This window comes from Chloroflexota bacterium (genome assembly GCA_013152435.1).
In the GTDB taxonomy this organism is placed as follows: Bacteria; Chloroflexota; Anaerolineae; order DUEN01; family DUEN01; genus DUEN01.
Genome location: JAADGJ010000100.1, coordinates 1 through 19,093 on the forward strand (window position 1 = coordinate 1; position 19,093 = coordinate 19,093).

General features: G+C 62.6%; 10 protein-coding genes. 6 read left to right on the forward strand and 4 right to left on the reverse strand.

The window, feature by feature from the left end:
* Window positions 1–67: 67 nt before the first annotated feature.
* The 3 genes from GXP39_14105 to GXP39_14115 all read right to left on the reverse strand — a co-directional run bounded on the left by GXP39_14105 (window position 68) and on the right by GXP39_14115 (window position 4,717).
* Window positions 68–1,063, reverse strand: coding sequence for a serine hydrolase (locus GXP39_14105; GenBank protein NOZ29165.1), 996 nt, complete (start codon window positions 1,061–1,063; stop codon window positions 68–70).
* Between the two features lie 119 nt (window positions 1,064–1,182).
* Window positions 1,183–3,297 (reverse strand): serine hydrolase, encoded by a 2,115-nt coding sequence (locus GXP39_14110; GenBank protein NOZ29166.1) that lies wholly within the window; start codon window positions 3,295–3,297, stop codon window positions 1,183–1,185.
* 652 nt (window positions 3,298–3,949) lie between these two features.
* A complete protein-coding gene (locus tag GXP39_14115; protein ID NOZ29167.1) occupies window positions 3,950–4,717 on the reverse strand; it encodes a DeoR/GlpR transcriptional regulator in 768 nt (255 codons plus the stop codon).
* Between the two features lie 347 nt (window positions 4,718–5,064).
* Between GXP39_14115 and GXP39_14120 the strand changes: the two genes are divergently transcribed.
* Complete coding sequence (locus GXP39_14120) at window positions 5,065–5,856, forward strand: PHP domain-containing protein (protein NOZ29168.1); 792 nt, start codon at window positions 5,065–5,067, stop codon at window positions 5,854–5,856.
* A 1-nt stretch (window position 5,857) separates the two neighbouring features.
* Here the strand turns inward: GXP39_14120 and GXP39_14125 are convergent, their stop codons facing one another.
* Window positions 5,858–6,604 carry a TIGR00266 family protein gene (locus GXP39_14125; GenBank protein NOZ29169.1) on the reverse strand — a complete coding sequence of 249 codons (747 nt, stop codon included), beginning with the start codon at window positions 6,602–6,604 and terminating at the stop codon, window positions 5,858–5,860.
* A gap of 480 nt (window positions 6,605–7,084) precedes the next feature.
* Between GXP39_14125 and GXP39_14130 the strand changes: the two genes are divergently transcribed.
* The 5 genes from GXP39_14130 to GXP39_14150 all read left to right on the forward strand — a co-directional run bounded on the left by GXP39_14130 (window position 7,085) and on the right by GXP39_14150 (window position 18,770).
* Window positions 7,085–10,312, forward strand: a complete 3,228-nt coding sequence (locus GXP39_14130) for a hypothetical protein (protein ID NOZ29170.1) — start codon at window positions 7,085–7,087, stop codon at window positions 10,310–10,312.
* A 63-nt stretch (window positions 10,313–10,375) separates the two neighbouring features.
* Complete coding sequence (locus GXP39_14135) at window positions 10,376–12,748, forward strand: hypothetical protein (protein ID NOZ29171.1); 2,373 nt, start codon at window positions 10,376–10,378, stop codon at window positions 12,746–12,748.
* Window positions 12,749–13,365: 617 nt separating this feature from the next.
* Window positions 13,366–15,072, forward strand: coding sequence for a hypothetical protein (locus tag GXP39_14140; protein NOZ29172.1), 1,707 nt, complete (start codon window positions 13,366–13,368; stop codon window positions 15,070–15,072).
* A gap of 232 nt (window positions 15,073–15,304) precedes the next feature.
* Window positions 15,305–16,879, forward strand: coding sequence for a hypothetical protein (locus tag GXP39_14145; protein NOZ29173.1), 1,575 nt, complete (start codon window positions 15,305–15,307; stop codon window positions 16,877–16,879).
* A 1-nt stretch (window position 16,880) separates the two neighbouring features.
* Entirely contained in the window at window positions 16,881–18,770 is a 1,890-nt protein-coding gene (locus GXP39_14150) for a hypothetical protein (protein NOZ29174.1), read from the forward strand.
* Window positions 18,771–19,093: the final 323 nt, after the last annotated feature.

Genomic DNA, 19,093 nt, shown 5'->3' on the forward strand with positions numbered 1-19,093 from the left:
TATCCCCGCCGGATCTCCCATCGTGATGGCGATGATCGGCTTTTCCATGATCCGTCGTCCGTCCTTCTCAATCGATGATCGCGTCCACGATGCGCCCGATCATCCCGGGCTCGTCCCAGGTCGGCGGGCCGGAGGCGACGCGCGCTACCACCAGATCCAGCGACGGGATGATGTAACAGCGATTGGGTCGATAACCCATAAGGGCAAACGCGTCCCTGGGAAGGCCCGGCCACTGCGTTCCTCGGGTGTTCACCCACCACGTATACCCGTAGCTCGGGTTTAGATCCTGTGAGGTCTGGGTGGCGAGGTCGATCCACCATTCGGGGATCAATTGACGCCCCTCCCATACGCCTCTGCGCAGCATGAGATAGCCAAAGCGGGCTAGCTCCCGGGCTGAGATGTGGATCCCCGTATGTGCGTTGGTATGCGGCCCGATGCATCCGCTGCCACCTTGCACGTCCCAGCTCAACTGCTCGATGCCGATGGGGCCAAAAACTCGCTCCTGGAGATAATCACTCATCTCCCGTCCCATGATGTGGGCGAAGGCCAGCGAGAGGTGGGCGAAGGCCGGGTCGCTGTAGTCCCATCGGGTGCCTGGCTCTGCCGTGAGCTTGTCCGCCCACCGCCCGTAGCGATTGGGGCACCGCCCCAGCGCGTGCTCGAACGGCCCATCGCCTGTGGCCGTGGGTATGCCAATGACACCCACCCCCGCTCCCGGGATGCCGGACGTCATGGTCAGCAGATGCCGGATCGTGATGCGCTCCTTGCGCGGGTCCGTGAGTGGGTAGCCCTCAGGGATGTGCGCGTAGGCTGGCGTATCCAGATCCACCTGCAGGCCATTGGGGAGTCGACCCTGACGGCTATCATCCAGGAGCAATCCCCAGGCTGTCCCTGTGAACGACTTCGTCCCTGACCAAATGTCAAACCGGGTGGGGACCAGGACGTTGAACGTGTAGAACTCCCGCACCAGATACCCGTGGCGGATGATGACGATCCCCCACGAGTCGCCGCCGTAGAGGAACTCCTGCCCCTGGCGGACGAGATCGAGCTTCTCAGGGTCCATGCCCGCCAGGGCGCGGATTTCGTCCGGGTCCTTGAGGTAACGCCACCCGCCCTTCGACTCCGGCGGCGGGTAGTATGTTTCACTCTCCGTGGGTGCGCTCACGTGTGTCCTCCTGGACCTCACCCCAAATCCATTCGTCGCACGCAGAAGGCATCGTAGATGACGCCATCATAAGTTCTGCCGGAGAAGACGAGATACATCGTCCTGCCATCCGGGCTGATCCACTTGCTTGGCAGGCGGTAATAGTGCGTATTGCCCAACCCCCAATACACAGTGTGGAATGCCGTTGTCCACGGCCCCCACGGCTTCGGCGCGTCGAAGATCCCCCACCCGCCCCTATGGTTGAAGCCCAGGGCCAGGAGGTAACGATGCAGCCCTGGATTGTACACGGCATCCATCCGCTGGCAACGGCCCAGATAGCGGAAGACCGGCTCGCGCTGGTGGATGTCAGGAGTCCAGACGGGCTCGCCCGCGTCGTCCAGGTGCTGGAAGAACTCATATGCCTCACGGTCGCGAATGCGGTCCTTGGGGACGCGAGCCAGCACGACCTGATCATAGGATTCATATGCGCTCGGCCCGTCCTGGGAATAGACGTACACGTACTCGTCACACGCGCCCTCGTAGTTCCGGCCGAAGTTCAGGAACGTCGGACAGCCGAAGCTGGTCTCGAAGCGGAAGCCCCACTCCCAGGTCCGCCCGTGATCCTCTGACCAAGCTAACTGGGAGTTGCCCACGTTCCGCACCCACATGTAGAGCACACCATCCACCATGAGCATACCGCTGGCCTTGGGGCCGAGCGCCCCGTCCCCCTCTCGCTCGCCACTGAGGGAGCGGATGTTCACGCCCTGGAAGTCAGGTGGCGAGCCGATCACCTTGGCGAAGCCCAGGCTGAGCTTGCGCTCCGTCCTCGGCTCGAACCCCCACCCGTCCCCGTAGGCGGTATACAGATCGCCGTCGTCCGCCCAGGTGATGGGCCAGTTGTCGCTGTCCACCCCCTTGCGGATAATGGTGGAGGCTGGCGCGAACGTCACCTGCCGGATCACCTCGCTGCGGGGGTAAGGGGTGTTCGTGGTGGCGGTCGTGGCGTTCTGATCCGCGATGGCTTCCATGATGGGATTGAACAGGTATTTCTCCAACGCGCCCCAGAACCCCTCGCCCTCCTCCGGGTCATCGAGCAGCTCGCCGTTGCGCACGACGATGAGGTCCAGGCTGGGGACGACCAGCAGCACCTGATGGCCCGCCCCGGCGCCGGCGAAGGCATCACGCGGCACGGCGGGCCACACGCCATCGCGGTTCGTATACCAGCCGAGCGTCGGCGCCGGCTGGGGGTTGCCCGGCGGCCGATCCGGGAGCGGGGTGCCCGCGTAGGAGAGCGCTCGATCCACCCAGGCGGCATCGACCAACCGTCGGCCCTGCCACTCGCCCTTGTGCATCATGAGCCGCCCCACCCGGGCCACGGCCCGCGCCGTGAACTCGGCTCCGCCCCAGTTCGCGTACAGCTTCAGCCCGTCCACCTCAAAGGGGCCACCATAGCCGATGGACCACGCATCCTCGGGCACGCCGATGGGGTCCATGATCCGCTCCTTGAGCAAGGTGCGGATATCCGACTGGGGCGCGCCCTGTAAACTGGCCGTGACCGCGTAGGCCAGCGCGGCGAAGCCCGGGTTGCTGTAGGCATAGCGCGTGCCCGGGGGGAAGACGACCGGCGCCTGGTGGAGCGCGATGGAGAAGGGATCTCCCTGCTCCGATGTCATCTCCCCCGCGTGCTGAAGGCGCTCGGCGACGGATGCATGTCCCCATTGTCGCCAGGCCGACCGCCAGAAGGCCGCCTTCCAGCCGCCCTGATCCAGGTGCCCCTTGCCCGGGGTCGCCGCGTCCTCGATGCCGGAGGAATGGGTCGCCAGATGGCGGATGGTGATCCGCGATTTCAGCGGGTCGTCCTTCCAGGCGGGGATGTACTTCCCCGCCGGGTCGTTCGCGCCGATCCGGCCGTCGTCCAGCGCCACCAGGAGCGACATGCCGCCTACCAGGGCCTTGGCCAGCGAGGCCGTGTAGTGGCGCCGATCCGGCCCGAGATCCGGCGCGTACCACTCGTACACGATCCGGTCATGCCGGATGATGAGCAAGGCCATCGTCCCTCGCGCGGTCAGATCCTGGCGCAGCGCGTCCAGCCGGGCGCCGTCCATGCCCCGCTCCTCCGGCGAGGCCGTCTGCCACGTGAACGTGTTCGGCATCACGGCCCTCTCGTTCATTTTGAGACGGCGGCGGTCGAAAACGCGCCGCTTAAGCGCTATGCCAACCGTAGGGGCTGGGTCACCCGGCCCTCATTGGTATCAAATTAAGCGATACGGAAGCGTGGCCCCGCACCTCTGGGGTGGTTCGGAGGGGCTACCGCCCCTCCGAAGAAATCTATTTTCAGCCCCTCACCTGCCCCGTGGGGCCGGAGGCCATCGGCCAAAGCCCCAACCGGGCAGGGAAAAGGCGAGAGAAAGCGTTTTTCCGCGGAGGGGCTTCCCCTCCGCACCTCCCTTTTCAGGTGCGACCGCCCGTGGAGGGAAAAGCGACAGGCGGGGGCCTCGCCCATGCTGTTCAGTTGATGCGAATAGGGCTGGGTCACCCGACCCTCTACCGCTGCCGACCGGGTGGGCCATGAAACAAGGTACTCCGGCCCCGATCCCGGCAGATGAACGGCGCAATCCGTATATCTTGATGTGGATAGCAGAAGGCACCCCCCTCCGCCACCCACACGCTACCCACAGATGGTTCAGAGCGGTAGGGGCAGGTCTGAGACCTGCCTCTACAAGGGCGGACGTTCCTCCGAGCTATTCCGGAAGGCAAGGATAGCTCCCATATTGCTTCATTCGATGCGTGGGCGAGGCAGCGCCTCTACGTTTTCGTCACCCGCACACCCAGCGCCTCGATCTGCGCCACCATCTCGGGGTCCACGTCGCCATCGGTGATGATGCAGGTCGCCGCGGTGATGGGGGCCACGAACGCGGTGGACACGCGGCCGAACTTGGTGTGATCGGCCACGATGATCAGCTCCTGCCCCGACCGGATGATGGCCCGATCGGTCATGGTCTCCGGCACATAGTCGTTGGTCAGGCCATGCTCAGGGTGGATGGCCCGGATCCCCATGATGACCTTGTCCGCCCGTAGCTCCTTCAGCGCCTGCTCCGTCAGATGGCCGATCATGGACAGCTCGGAGCGACGGAAGGTGCCCCCCAGGATGATGAGCTCGATGTCGGGATCCTCGGCCAGCTCGTTGGCGATGCTGAGCGCGTTGGTGATAACGGTGAGACCGCGGCGGCCATGTAGTGCCCGGGCCACCTCCAGCGTCGTCGTGCCCGAGCCCAGGAAGATCGTCTCCCCATCCCGCACCAGGGCCGCGGCCGCACGGCCGATGCGCTGTTTCTCGCCGTGCTGCTCGTGCAGCCGCTGAAGGACCGGCGGCTCCGGCGCGGCCTGCGGCACCGACATGGCGCCGCCGTGGACGCGCTGGATCAAACCCAGGCTGTGCAGTTTCTCCAGATCGCGACGGATCGTAGCTTCGCTCACATCGAAGCGACGGCTGAGCTCGGCCACCGTCGCCCGCTGCCGAACGCGTACGAACTCGACGATCTCCCGTTGTCGTTCCTCGGTGAGTTGTGCCATCACGAAATCCTAGCGGGGCAAGGTGAGCGCAATCAACCACAGTGTAGCAGATTCGAAGCCATCTGTCAACACATTTCTGGTCGTTTTTGCTCATTTCTGCTCATTTATGACCAAACGAAACCACCCCCAGGATGGGCGCCCGACGAATCCGCACGGAGGCGCACTTCCGCATTCCCGAGGTAGCTCAGAGGAGCGGACACCCCCTTTGGGGAACCGATCCGCCGGCGGTCTCATCCATGCCGTTCCATGGATGGGCGATGGAGAGAGGCGGGGTATGCCGTCCCTCACCGCGGCCGCCGTTGACATCCGCGGCGAAGGGCTCTATGATCTGCGCTGGGGAGGGAACCATGAACGTGATCGGGACTTACGACCTGCACAGCCACACTACGTTCTCCGACGGCACGCACGACGTGCGAATGATGGTCCGGGCGGCTGAGGCCGCACAGCTCCACGTCTACGCGATCACGGACCATCTGATGGAGGGAAGCCGGCTGTGGAAGAGCGACGCGCCGATAGATGCCCTCCTCGCGGCCGTGGACGAGGCGCAAGAGGAGACGGCGATCACGTTGCTGGTGGGAGTGGAGGGAACGATCGAGGGGCCGGACGGCGCGGTAAGCGTGGGACGGGAGTTGGCCGCCCGGCTTGATCTGGTGCTGGTGGACTTCGGCTTCCGCACGGCCGGGGTGTTCGCGGACGCGCCCGCGTCCAAGGGACGACTCATCCGTAACGCGCTGGACGCGGTGATCCACGCCTGCCAGCACCCATGGGTGGACGTGATCGCCCACCCGTTCAACCTGGGGCGCTGCCAGCCGGCCGTCGATCTGCGAGAGCTGCCCGCGTCCGGGCTGGATGAGGCGGCCGCCGCCTTCGCCGAGACGGGAACCATCTTCGAGGTGATGACGCAGATGTACTTCTGGTTCCCCAACATGACGGTGGCCGCCCTGACGGACGCTTATGTCGATCTGGTGGCCCGCTTCGCTGCGGCGGGTGTGCGCTTCAGCGTGGGCAGCGACGCGCACCGCACCGGCTCCGTGGGGAACCTGATATGGCCGCGCGTCGTCCTGGAGCGGGCCGGCGTGCCCGCATCCCAGCTGATCGATCCACTACGCGATCTGCCCCTGCGACATCGCCACCGCTGACTCAGCGATTGCCCCCCAGCAGCGTGCCCAGATCGATGTTCAGGCCACCACTGCTGCCCTTGCCGCCCACCTGGGGCATGAACTGGGCGATCTTGTTGGCCAGTTTGGACATGGGCATGGTCTGCAGCCACACCCGGCCAGGGCCCCGAAGCGTGGCCAGGAACAGTCCCTCGCCACCCAACAGGATGTTGCTGATCCCCTTCACGATGGTGACGTCGAAGTCCACCGTGGGATCCATCATGGCCAGGTGACCGGTGTCCACCTTCAGCTCCTGCCCGGCCTCCAGGTTATACTCCACGATCTCGCCGTCGAAGTTGACGAAGACCAGGCCGGGGCCGGTGAGCTTCTGCATGATGAACCCCTCGCCACCGAAGAGCCCTGCGCCCAACCGTCGCCGGAACTGCATATCCAGATCCACCGACCGCTCGGCGCACATGAAGGCGTCCTTCTGGACGATGATGGTCTGCCCCTTCTCCAGCTCCACGGGGACGATCTTGCCGGGGAACTCGGCGGCGAAGGCGATGGTGCCGGGGCCGTCGTTGGTGTAATACTCGACCACGAACAGCGCCTCGCCGGAGAGGGCACGACGCAGCATCTTGCCCAGCCCGCCGCCGGTGGTGGTCTTCATCTCTACGTTGCCACTCATCCAGCTCATGCCGCCGGACTCGGAGTAGATGCGCTGGCCGGGCTGCAGCTCGATGGTGACCACGGGCAACGTCGTGCCCTCGATGCGATAATTCAAAGCCATGCGTAAACCTCCTCGATAGAAGACGATGGGGAGAGATCGTCAGTGCTCAGGCTATGAACGCCGTCGGGAAGGCGATCCTTCGCAATCCCGGAGGCACAAGAGGATTATACACGACATATGGCCGTGCACCTAATGGTATAAGATTCCCGGGTGAAGCCCACCGCACATGCAGTACACAGCGAAAGGCAGCGGCTGTTCTGCGCCGCAGCCCATCACTCTGAAATTTCTCCGGCAAAGCTTTCCGTCCCGGACTCGTGCGTCGCTGGTGAGCTCTCGCGTCCATATCACGGTAACGGAACTCGCCCGGAGCGCCTGACGCTTCGGCGTTGAGCCACCACCGGTCGATATTCCCGCGTTGTTGACAAACCACGCTGCTCACGCCATAATAGATAACATAGCCAAGCTGTTACGCTACCGCTCACCCCGTTTATACCCCGTTCAGCTTACAGACGAGAACAGCCAGACGGAGGAGGGAGGATCATGCGCCAGCACCTGCCTGCCGCTCTCGGCCTCATCATCATGGTATCCCTGCTTATGTCGGGCGGAGCACTTCCCAGCGCAGCCCAACCGCAACCGGCCTCCCTTCCCTATCCTCTCGACGGGTCACCTCCCCGCTCCGACGATTCCCAAGTGGCCGACGCGTTCCGTAGCAGCCCTGTCATGTTCATCGAGAACGTGGGGCAATTCGACGCGCGCGCCCGCTTCCAGGTGCGCGGCGTCATCGGCACCATGTGGCTGACCGAGGACGCCATCTGGATCACCCTCATCGAACGGCCGCGGGCCGAGGCATGGGAGCTCTTCGGTCCGATACGTGATCATGGGAAGCGTGAAGACGAACCGCTCCGTGGTGTGAACCTGAAGCTTACCTTCCCCGGCGCCAATCCACATCCTCGCCTGGAGCCGTTCGACCGGCTGGACACGGTGGTCAGTTATTTTATCGGGAACGACCCCGACAGATGGTATCCTGACGTGCCAGTATGGGGTGGCGTGCGCTACGTGGACCTGTACCCAGGCGTGGATCTGGAGCTGAGCAGCCGGGATGGGCGGTGGATATGGCGAGCGATAGCTCGGGATAAGGCAGCGTTATCCCAGGTACGCCTACGGGTGGAGGGAGCGGAGACGGTGGTCATCGACGGAGATATCATGCGTTTGACCACGGCCGTGGGTGAACTGATCCTGCCCTCAAATGCAGCACACATCAGTGGGCAAACCTTTGATGTAACATCTCTCTCCATCCCAACGCCTCCGGCGGTAGTCGCGAGTTCGTCGTCAGGCTCTCAGTGGGACAACCCGGATGAGCTGCTCTACGCTACCTTCCTAGGAGGGTTCACCAGAGAGTTGAGCGATGCCATTGCCGTAGATGGGACAGGAAGCGCCTACGTGACGGGAGGGACTTGGTCCTTTGATTTCCCTACTACGCCAGGCGCCTTCGATATCGGCTACAATGATCATGGCGATGTCTTTGTGGCCAAGTTGAACGCCTATGGCACGGCTCTAGACTACGCTACCTTCCTGGGAGGGAGCGAATCAGATTGGGGCCATGCCATTGCCGTAGATGGGACAGGAAGCGCCTACGTGACGGGAGGGACTTGGTCCTTTGATTTCCCCACTACATCAGGCGCCTTCGATACCAGCTACAATACTGGTCCAGGCCCCGATGCCTTTGTGGTCAAGTTGAACATCGACGGCACTGGGTTGCTTTATGCCACCTTCCTGGGGGGAAGCTCTGGTGATTTGGGCATGGATATCGCCGTAGATGGTGCGGGCTATGCCTACCTAACAGGTAGTACATCTTCCCCTGACTTCCCCACCACGTATGATGCCCTCGATACCAGCTATAACGGCGGTGAAGATGTCTTTGTGGCTAGATTAAGTACTAATGGCACAGTGCTAATCTACGCTACCTTCCTGGGAGGAAGATCCACTGATCTGGGTCGAGGCATCGCTGTGGACACAGCTAGGCGCATCTATGTGACGGGCACTTCCTTTTCCTCCGACTTTCCCACCACGCCGAGCGCCTTCGACACGACCCAGAATGGCGACTACGACGTCTTTGTAGTGAGATTAAACGCTGCTTACGGAGTTCTAGACTACGCTACCTTCCTGGGAGGGAGCGAATCGGATTGGGGCCATGCCATCGCCGTAGATGGGACAGGAAGCGCCTACGTGACGGGAGAGACCGAATCCACTAATTTCCCCACTACGCAGGGCGCTTTCGATGCCACCCACAGTACTACTCCAGGCCCCGATGCCTTTGTGGCTAAATTGAACATGGACGGCAATGGGCTGCTTTATTCTACCTTCCTGGGAGGAGAAGGGTTTGAAAGATCTTGTTCTATCGTCGTAGGCGAAAATGGAGAGGCTTATCTCGTAGGACAAACTCACTCGCCCGATTTTCCCATCACAACGGATGCTTTCGATACAACCTACAATGGGGGGCTCGACACCTTTGTGGCCAAGTTGAACGCCTATGGCACGGCTCTAGACTACGCTACCTTCCTGGGAGGGAGCGAATCGGATTGGGGCCGCTCAATTGCCGTGGATAGGGCAGGAAGCGCCTACGTGATAGGAGAGACCCAATCCACTAATTTCCCTACTACGCAGGGCGCTTTCGATCGCAACTACCATGGCGAGTACGATGCTTTTGTTGTAAAGCTAGCACTTGGCGTTACTGTCACTCCAACGTCTACTCCAACTCCTACCATCACACCATATCCTACCCCCAGCGGCCTTTCATACCTGATCCCACGGGCAGGCCAACCGCCCATTCTCGACGGCAACGTGGAGGATTGGGATAGCATCCCTGCGCTCTCGCTTAACAAAGATAACGCCAGCACTCTCGTTGGCCAAGTCCCCAGTCCCGCTGATCTCAGCGCTACATTGCGCGCCGCATGGGATCCGGATCATCTCTACTTCGCCGCTACCATCAACGACGATGTGCTCATCGGCAACGACAGCCTCTTCGTCTGGCAGGACGATGCCTTTGAGTTAGGCATCCACATCCCCACCGATCGCTCTCATCAATTTACCCTCGCGCTGGATGGTCGCCAGGCCGACCAGGGTAGCGCCATTTCGTCCCTCACCGTCGTCACAAGCGTCATCTCCGGCGGGTGGTCACTGGAGGTCGCTATCCCTATCGACGCGCTGGGAAGCGGTCCGCTGACCACCGATCAGTGGTACCCCTTTACCTTCGCCCTGAAAGATGATGACGTGGGCAATGACAGTTCAACCCAGACCACGCTGATCTGGCAGGGCGACTCCACTTACTCTGTGCAGCCAAACTGGGGTATTCTGCGCCTGACCGGGCAGATCTACGACTTTCCGACGCCGACCCCCACGGCCACGCCTACACCTACACCTACGGCCACCCCGGTCCCTGGCTCTATCAGCGGCACGGTGTGGTTCGATCGGAATGGAGACGGCGTGCGAGATCCCGAGGAGCCCGGATTGGTTGATGTAACCATCCGGCTATTCGCAGGCAATACCCAGATCGCCTCCACGACCACACTAGGAGACGGCTCGTATCAATTCCCGTCACTGCCGCCGGGGACGTATCGAGTGCAGGGGCAGAATCCCCTCTGGCTGCGCTTCTCCAGCACCCCGGACGAGGTGCTCGTGGTCCTGTCAGCAGGCCAGGATGTCATCGTAGACTTCGGCGACTGGAACGGGCGCCCCGTCTGGGTGCCAATGATCCTGCGGAAGCGATAGCCTCGTGAGAACCCCGCTTCTCGCAGAGGCTGGGGTTCTCACGTTGTGGCTGGGAGGTATTCCATGAGATACAGAATCTTGATGCGATACCTGTCGACTGTGTTAGCCTATTCGCTCTTGTTGGCCACAATGTTATTTATCGGATTTCTATTGCCAAGTCCGTTAGTTGCTTCTCAATCGGTGAGAACTCGAGATGATGTCCTCAACACCTCCGGAGAGACGGGACAATGGCAGCCCATGAGCATGGTAAGCGCCCCAACTGGTCGGTATGGCCATACCGCCATTTGGACCGGTGAAGAAATGATTATCTGGGGTGGATATTATCACTTAAACCACTTTCTCAACGACGGCCACCGCTACAACCCAACTACTGATACCTGGACACCTATTTCAACGGAGAACGCTCCTATCGGCCGCCTGCGTCATACAGCCATCTGGACAGGACGCGAAATGATCATCTGGGGTGGTGAATCGGGCGGGGGCGGAGTGACGACAAACACCGGGGGACGCTATGATCCCGAAACCGATACCTGGAAGTCCATTACCCTGATTAATGCACCCTCGCCGCGTGAACAGCACTCGGCGGTGTGGACAGGTAAGGAGATGATCATCTGGGGAGGCTGCTCAACCGTTTACTGTACGCAGGTGTTTAGCGATGGCGGACGCTACGATCCTGAAAGTGACACCTGGACTTCTATTCCTCCTGCACCTGATTGGGTAGGAGCACGTCATTTTCACCAAGCTGTCTGGACGGGCGACAGGATGATCGTCTGGGGAGGATCGGAGAAAAAGCAGGGAGCATCCTACGATCCGAACACTAATACGTGGGCGCCCATTTCAATAATCAACGCACCCGCACCAACCTTTCAGGGAACTGGCATTTGGACAGACATGGAGATGATTGTTTGGGGAGGACGTACCATTTACTCAACGACCAGCAACTCCTCTTATGTAAACAGTGGCGGGCGATACAACCCGGCTACTGACACTTGGAGGCCAATCACGACTACCGACGCACCTCCTGCACGGTGGGCACACACGGCTGTATGGACCGGGCAAGAAATGATTGTCTGGGGTGGATGTGGAGATGAATGTTATAACACTGGCGGACGATATGATCCGGAAACGGATACATGGACAGCGCTGGATACCACCAATGCCCCTACACCCAGATCTAATCACAAAGCTGTTTGGACCAGCAACGTCATGCTGGTATGGGGTGGATGTAACCAAGGTGGCTGTGGCGATGTTATCTACTTTAACACAGGCGGCCGATACTCTCCTTCCGCCCCCCCAACACCTACCCCTGTCTCAACCACGCCCACACCCACTCCTACCCCAACCAGCACACCGACCCCGACGGCCACACCGTATCCGACACCCAGTGGTCCCTCATACTTGATACCAAAGGCAAATCAGCCCCCTATCCTTGACGGCGATGTGGCGGATTGGAGTGGCGTCCCCGCGCTCTCCCTCGACAAGGACAACGCCAGCACGATCATAGGTCAAGTCCCCAGTCCCTCCGACCTCAGCGCCACACTGCGCGCCGCCTGGGACCCCAATTACCTCTACTTCGCCGCCACGATCCACGATGACGTGCTCATCGGCAACGACAGCATCTTCATCTGGCAGGACGACGTTCTCGAGTTGGGCATCCACGTCCCCACCGACCGTTCCCATCAGTTCACCGCCGCTTTGGACGGCCGCCAGGCCGATCAGGGCAACGCCATCACATCCCTTACCGTCGTCACTCAAACCATCCCCAATGGCTGGTCCCTGGAGATCGCCATCCCCATCGATGCGCTGGGTAGCGGGTCCCTGGCCGCCGACCAAGAGTATCCCTTCACCTTCGCCTTGAAAGACGATGACGTGGGCCACAACAACCCCACGCAGACCACGTTGTTCTGGCAGGGCGATTCCACCTATTCCTTCCAGCCGGACTGGGGTATTTTAAGCCTGACCGGCCAGGTCTATAACTTCCCGCAGCCGACTGCAACTCCCACCCCAACCGCCACCCCAACATCCACAGCTACGCCTACACCCACACCAACATCAACACCCACGCCTACGTTGACCCCAACACCTACCCCCACGGCCACCCCAATCCCAGGCTCCATCAGTGGTACAGTATGGTTCGACCGAAACGGAAACGGCACCCGAGAGGCCGGGGAACCGGGATTGCTTGGGGTGACCATCCGGCTCTTCACCAGCGGCATACAGATCGGACAGGTGAACACGCTAGGCGACGGCTCCTATCAACTCCCGTCGCTGCCGCCGGGCACGTACCGGGTGCGGGAGCAGAATCCGCCCTGGCTGCAGTTCTCCAGCACACCTAACGATGTGCTCGTGATCCTGTCGGCAGGCCAGAGCGTCACCGTAGACTTCGGCGACTGGAACGGGCGTCCCGTCTGGGTGCCGATGATCCTGCGAGAGTGATGGCCTCGTAAGATCGGTCCTGGTCGCTCCGTTTGCACATCCCATGTAAACCACATCAACACATGCTCTATGGAGGAGGGATAATGAAACGTTTACTGGCCCTTACGCTCGGCAGCCTCATCACGTTGATTCTAGTGGCCGTAATCCAGGCCCAAGCTCTGTCTCTCCACGTTAACCCACCATCCCTGAAAAACAGAGCCGTGGCACTCCAGGATATATCCTTCCCCAGCGACCGAGACCCGCAAAGCGCCCCAGAAGCTCTTGAGACCTTCGTTGTCCCCTTTGGGAAGGGGATGGAAGGAGTTGCGACATCTCGATCATATGTCGGGAATGTCACCGTACGGGTGTCAGGAATCGGACAGGCGGCAGGCACGCGATGGTCAGACGCGTTCTACATCTTCACCGATTACGCTGGAAATCCCACTACCCCTACCCATCCCCGCGGATATATCAACTATGTGCTCTGGATCAACGGGGGACCAGCCGACCGATTCGTCCAGCCCATCCCTCCCTACAATTCAACCCACGTTTACACCTTTACAATTTCCGTCCCAAAGGGACCCATCACCTTTGCCGTCGGTGACGATGGCATATACGATAACACCGGATCCTACACGGTGACCATCATCACAGCCCAGGCTCTGGGCGCATCGTACGTTATCCCTCGCACAGAGAATCCTCCCACCATTGACGGGCTTGTCGATGAATGGGGAGGCGTTCCTTCACTCTCCCTTGATAAGGACAATGCCGATAGTGTTCAAGGGGAGGTCCCCACACCCACTGACCTCAGCGCCACCCTGAAAGCTGTCTGGGACTCTACCCATCTCTACTTCGCTGCTGTGATCCAAGACGACCAGCTCATCGGCAATGACAGTGCATTCGCCTGGCAAGATGACAGTCTCGAATTGGGCATCTATATCCCCTCTGATCGCTCTCACCAGTTCACCATCTCGCTGGACGGACGCCAAGCCGATCAAGGGAATACCATCACTTCCCTCACCCTCGTCACCCACACCGTTCCCGGAGGTTGGGCCCTGGAGGCAGCTATCCCCATAGAGGCCCTGGGAGGCGATCCCCTGGTCGCCGATCAGCGATATCCTTTCACCTTCGCTCTGAAGGACGATGATGTGGGGAACGACAACTCAACCCAAACCACAATGGTCTGGGAAGGGAACTCAACCTACTCTTTCCAGCAAGAGTGGGGCGAACTGCGGCTCAGCGGGCAGGTGTACGACTTCCCCACGCCGACTCCAACACCGACGCCTACGCCAACAAACACGCCTACACTCACTCCTACCCCAACCAGCACACCGACCCCAACGGCCACACCGTATCCGACACCCAGTGGCCTCTCATACCTGATACCGAAGGCGAATCAGCCCCCTATCCTCGACGGCGATGTGGCGGATTGGAGTGGCGTCCCCGCGCTCTCCCTCGACAAGAACAACGCCAGCGCCATCGTGGGCCAAGTCCCCAGCCTCACCGATCTCAGCGCCACACTGCACGCTGCCTGGGACCCCAATTACCTCTACTTCGCCGCCACGATCCACGATGACGTGCTCATCGGCAACGATAGCGTCTTCGTTTGGCAGGATGATGCCCTCGAACTGGGCATTCACGTCCCCGCTGACCGCTCCCATCAGTTCACCGCCGTATTGGACGGTCGCCAAGCCGATCAAGGCAATGCCATCACCTCGCTCATCGTTGTCACCCAAACCATCCCCGACGGATGGTCGCTGGAGGTCGCCATCCCCATCGAGGCGCTGGGTAGCGGTCCTTTGGCCGCCGACCAGTGGTATCCCTTCACCTTCGCCCTGAAAGATGATGACGTGGGCCATGACAGCTCAACCCAAACCACACTGTTCTGGCAGGGCGATTCCACTTACTCCGTCCAATCAAACTGGGGAGCGTTACGGCTCAGCGGCCAGACCTACGATTTTCCGCAGCCGACAGCGACCCCCACGCCTACGCCAACCGTGACGCCCACCCCCGGCCGCGGTTCTATCAACGGCACGGTATGGCTCGATCGCGATGGGGATGGCTCTCAGGAGGCTGGAGAGCCGGGACTGGCAGGAGTCACCGTCCGGCTTCTGACCGGCGGCGTGCAGATCGGACAGACGACTACGGCGGGCGACGGCTCCTATCAATTCCCATCGCTGCCGCCGGGCACGTACCGGGTGCGGGAGCAGAACCCGCCCTGGCTGCGGTTCTCCAGCACACCTAACGATGTGCTCGTGATCCTGTCGGCAGGCCAGAACGCCACCGTGGACTTCGGCGACTGGAACGGGCGTCCCGTCTGGGTGCCGATGATCTTACGGGAGTGAAAAACCTTACCCCACTCCCTCTGTTTGGCCCTTTGGGTAGCGAAGGGCAGTGCCCTTCGCTACCCATACCAAGATATAGGGGGATGCCATAAAAGAGGCCGCATATATAGGACCCCAAAGAAAAAAGCCAAACTCCAGGGAGTGGGGACGCTGCCGCAGGCAGCAGGAGAGAGAGGAGAGGTCCCCCTCGCCGGTTTTGGCCGGGGCTCCGGCCGTATGCTATAATTTCGGCATGTCTACGAGATCGCCACACACGGCCCCGATGCCGGACGAGCCACGCGTGGGCCTCAGCCTGGCCATCCTGGCGTTGCTCATCCTCATCGTGGGGGCACCACTGGCCTACCCCGGCTTCCTACAAACCCACAGCGGCTTCCTGCCCGTCTACCACGCGCAGGAGCTGGCCGCCGGGGCCAACCCGCTCACCTGGACGCCTCACGTCGGCATCGATTTCGATCCCTGGCGAAGCGACGGCCGCGCGCCCTACCTGCTGGCCGCCATCGCCATCCACCTGGGGCTCACGGGCACCGCCGCCATCCGCCTCGTCCTGGCGATGGCGTTGACCCTGGGCGCCTGGGGCATGTACGCCTGGACGCGTCGTCGGCTGAACGCCCCGGCCGCGCTGGTCGCCGCGCTGGCCTACGCCTTCCTGCCCATAACGCTGAGCATCCTCTACGTACGCGGCGCCGTGGGCGAGGCCTGGATCTGGGCCCTCACTCCGTGGCTGCTATGGGGCGTCACCGCCGGCCCAAACGGGAGCCGTCCGGGCCAGATCGTCGCCGCCGTGGCCGCCGCACTGCTCCTGTGGTCCCAGGCGGGCCTGGCCGTCTTCGCCCTCATCCTGGCTGCGCTGGCGCTCCTCGTCACGCCGGGGAAACGCGCCCGCACCGCGATCGCCCTGGCCGCCGGGGTCGTCATCGGGCTGCTGGGGCTCATCCCCTGGCTGCGCACACCCGGCGCCGGGCCAAACCCGACGTTCGACGATCACTTCCTGTACCTCTTCCAGCTCCTGCTCCCCCAGTGGGGCTACGGCGTGAGCCGTCCGGGGTGGCAGGACACGCTCTCCTTCCAGGTGGGCGCCATCGCGCTGGGGCTGGCTCTGCTGACCGCCTACGGGTGGCACGTTCGGAAGCCGAAGCCCGAACGTGATCGCCTGCTCCTGCTGGCGGGCGGGGCCGTGCTGGTCACCCTCGTGCTCACGCTGGGGATCACCGCGCCGCTGTGGCGCATCACCGGCATGCGCCGGCTGCTGACCTATCCCTGGCAGATGTCGATCCTCGCCGCGCCGTGGCTGGCCCTGCTGGCCGGCAGCGCCGTCGAGCTGATCCCGCACCTGGACGCCCGCCCACGCTGGGCCGCCATCGTCGGGCTGGTCATCCTGGCCAGCTACCCATACCTCACGCCACAGTACACCCAGGTCGAGCCGAAGCCGGCGCCCGTGGCCATCCTGGGCGAGAACCAGATCGTCCTGGTGAATGCGGAGGTGACGGGCGAGATCCAGGCCGGCGGCACCGTGACCGTCACCCTCACCTGGCAGGCGTTGAAGCCGATGGACCTGGACTACACCGTGTTCATCCACATCGTGGACGAGGGCGAGCAGATCCGGGCACAGCGGGACAAGCAGCCCCAGGACGGGCAGCGCCCCACCAACGCGTGGGCCGTGGGCGAGGTCGTCGTCGACCCCCACCCGATCCCGCTTCCGGCCGATCTGCCCGCCGGGCGCTATCACATCAACCTGGGGATGTACGACTGGCGCACCGGGCAGCGGCTGCGCGTGGGCGACACCGATTTCATCAGGCTGGAGCCGTGACGTGACACACGAGATCGCAACCCAGGCCCCTGAGGGCCCTCAGGCCGAGATCACCGATCGACAGCGAGGGTGGGTCTACCCGCTCCTCGTGCTCCTGCTGTGCCTGTTCGCCATCGCCCCCTATCTGGAGCCCGGCTACTTCTGGAGCGCCCACGACGCCCGCCACGACGTCTATTTCCTGTTCGAATACGATCGGGCCGTGCAGGACGGCATCTGGTTCCCACGTTGGGGGCCGGACTTCACCTTCGGCTACGGCTACCCGTTCTGGGTGGTATATGGGCCGCTCTCCACGTTCATCGGCGAGCTGTTCCATCACTTCCTGCGCCTGGGCTGGGAAGCGTCCGTGGAGACGGTGTTCGCGCTCTCGATCCTGGCCAGCGCGATCGGGGTCTACGGCTTCATGCGGAGCTGGGCCGGCCGCCGCGCGGCGCTGCTGGCCGCCGTCGTCTACGTCTACGTCCCCTACCATCTGGTGGACATCTACGTGCGCGCCGCGCTGGCCGAGTCGGTGGCGCTGGCCATCATCCCGTTCGTCATGTGGGCCGCCCGGGAGACGACGCTGCGCCCCCGGCTGAGCGCGGCCACGGGCCTGGCCGTGGCCTACGCCGCGCTCATGCTCACCAGCAACCTGGTGACGCTGATCTTCACGCCGCTGCTGGCGCTGTACATCGCCGCGCTGATCCTGCATCAGGCGAACCGGGAGCAGCCGTGGCGGGCGCTGTCCAAGGAGTCGTTCTTCCCCCTGATCGCCCAGCTCCTGCGGCTGGGCATCCCGCCGGCGACGGGGCTGCTGCTGGGGTTGGGGCTCTCGGCGATCTTCTGGCTGCCCGCGCTGGTGGAGAGCAAGTACGTGAACCAGGCGCAATGGTACGGCGGATACTACAGCCCGCTCCAGCACGTGGTCTATCTGCACCAGCTCTTCTCGCCGCAATGGGGGTTCGGCATCAGCATCCCGGGGCCGGACGAGGCGGCGCAGGGCGGCATGAGCTACCAGATTGGCGCCGCCCCCTTCGTGCTGGCCGTGCTCTCGCTGCTGGTCGCGGCGCGGGCTCGCGGCCTGCTGAAGCTGGAGATGCGGTTCTTCCAGGCCGTGCTGGTGGGCGTGATCCTGCTCACGTTGCCCATCTCCGCCTGGGCCTGGAACCACCTGCCCGTCATCCCCTACGCCCAGTTCCCATGGCGCTACCTGATGCTGGCCATGTTCCCACTGGCGGTGCTGTCCGGCTCCCTGTTGCTATCAGAGGGGGGCAAGCCCGGCGCACAGGCCCGTTGGGGAGCGCTGCCCAGCCTGGAGACCCTGATCCTGGTCGCGCTGGTGATCCTGAGCAGCTACCCTTATCTGGACGTCCAGGTACACGAGCCGACGCCGGAGCAGGGCCCCGTGTCGCTGGCGGCCCTCATGCGCTTCCAGCGCTCGGCCGACGAGATGACGGGCGTGACCATCTGGGTCGATCCGGAGCAGCGGCCCCATTGGAGCCCGCTGGCCGAGGCATTCGCCAACGGCCAGGATGTGAAATCCAAGATCGACTATAGCGCAACCGGCAAGGACACCCTGCTCGCGGGCACGCTGGACATCGGCAGCCAGCACGAGAAGGTGGGCTTCCGGGCCATCGGCGGCGAGCGCCAGATCCGGTTCAACATCTTCTGGTTCCCCGGCTGGAAGGCGTACCTGCTGGAGAGCGAGGACGGCCCCATCGTCCGGGAGCTGCCGGTGACGCGGGAGGACGGGCCGCTGGCTCGCATCGTCGTCACCGTGCCGGAGGGGGATGGGTACATGCTCCTGCGGTTCGAGGACACGCCGATCCGCCGGGCGGGGAAGGCCATCTCCCTGGTGGCGATCGCGCTGATGGCCGGGATGTGGGCCGGGCGATGGTGGCTGCTGCGCGGGTGATCATGCCGTGAGATGATCCGGCGAGATTGCCATCAGGCAGGGGCGACTCGCCGAGTCGTCCCTATTCGGCGAATCGTCTTTACCTGTCAGATCGTCTTGATGTTATGCAGGGCCGGTTTTCAAAAGAGGGATGTCCATAGTAGGGGTACGGCGGTGTCGTACCCCATTGGCATCAAGCTAAGTATGATGAGAGCATATCCTTGCATCCTGAACCGTTCGGAGGTATGTCAGGCTCCTGTAGGGGCGACCTGCAGGTCGCCCCATTGGTATCAAGTTAAGCGATGCGGAAGCGTGGCCCCGCATCTCCGGGGTGGCTCGGAGGG

Bases quoted from the DNA above. Each gene is read 5' to 3' on its own strand.
- GXP39_14125 (NOZ29169.1), bottom strand. From the start codon at position 6,604: ATGGCTTTGAATTATCGCATCGAGGGCACGACGTTGCCCGTGGTCACC.
- GXP39_14135 (NOZ29171.1), top strand. From the start codon at position 10,376: ATGAGATACAGAATCTTGATGCGATACCTGTCGACTGTGTTAGCCTAT.
- GXP39_14110 (NOZ29166.1), bottom strand. From the start codon at position 3,297: ATGCCGAACACGTTCACGTGGCAGACGGCCTCGCCGGAGGAGCGGGGC.
- GXP39_14105 (NOZ29165.1), bottom strand. From the start codon at position 1,063: ATGGACCCTGAGAAGCTCGATCTCGTCCGCCAGGGGCAGGAGTTCCTC.
- GXP39_14120 (NOZ29168.1), top strand. From the start codon at position 5,065: ATGAACGTGATCGGGACTTACGACCTGCACAGCCACACTACGTTCTCC.
- GXP39_14115 (NOZ29167.1), bottom strand. From the start codon at position 4,717: ATGGCACAACTCACCGAGGAACGACAACGGGAGATCGTCGAGTTCGTA.
- GXP39_14145 (NOZ29173.1), top strand. From the start codon at position 15,305: ATGTCTACGAGATCGCCACACACGGCCCCGATGCCGGACGAGCCACGC.
- GXP39_14130 (NOZ29170.1), top strand. From the start codon at position 7,085: ATGCGCCAGCACCTGCCTGCCGCTCTCGGCCTCATCATCATGGTATCC.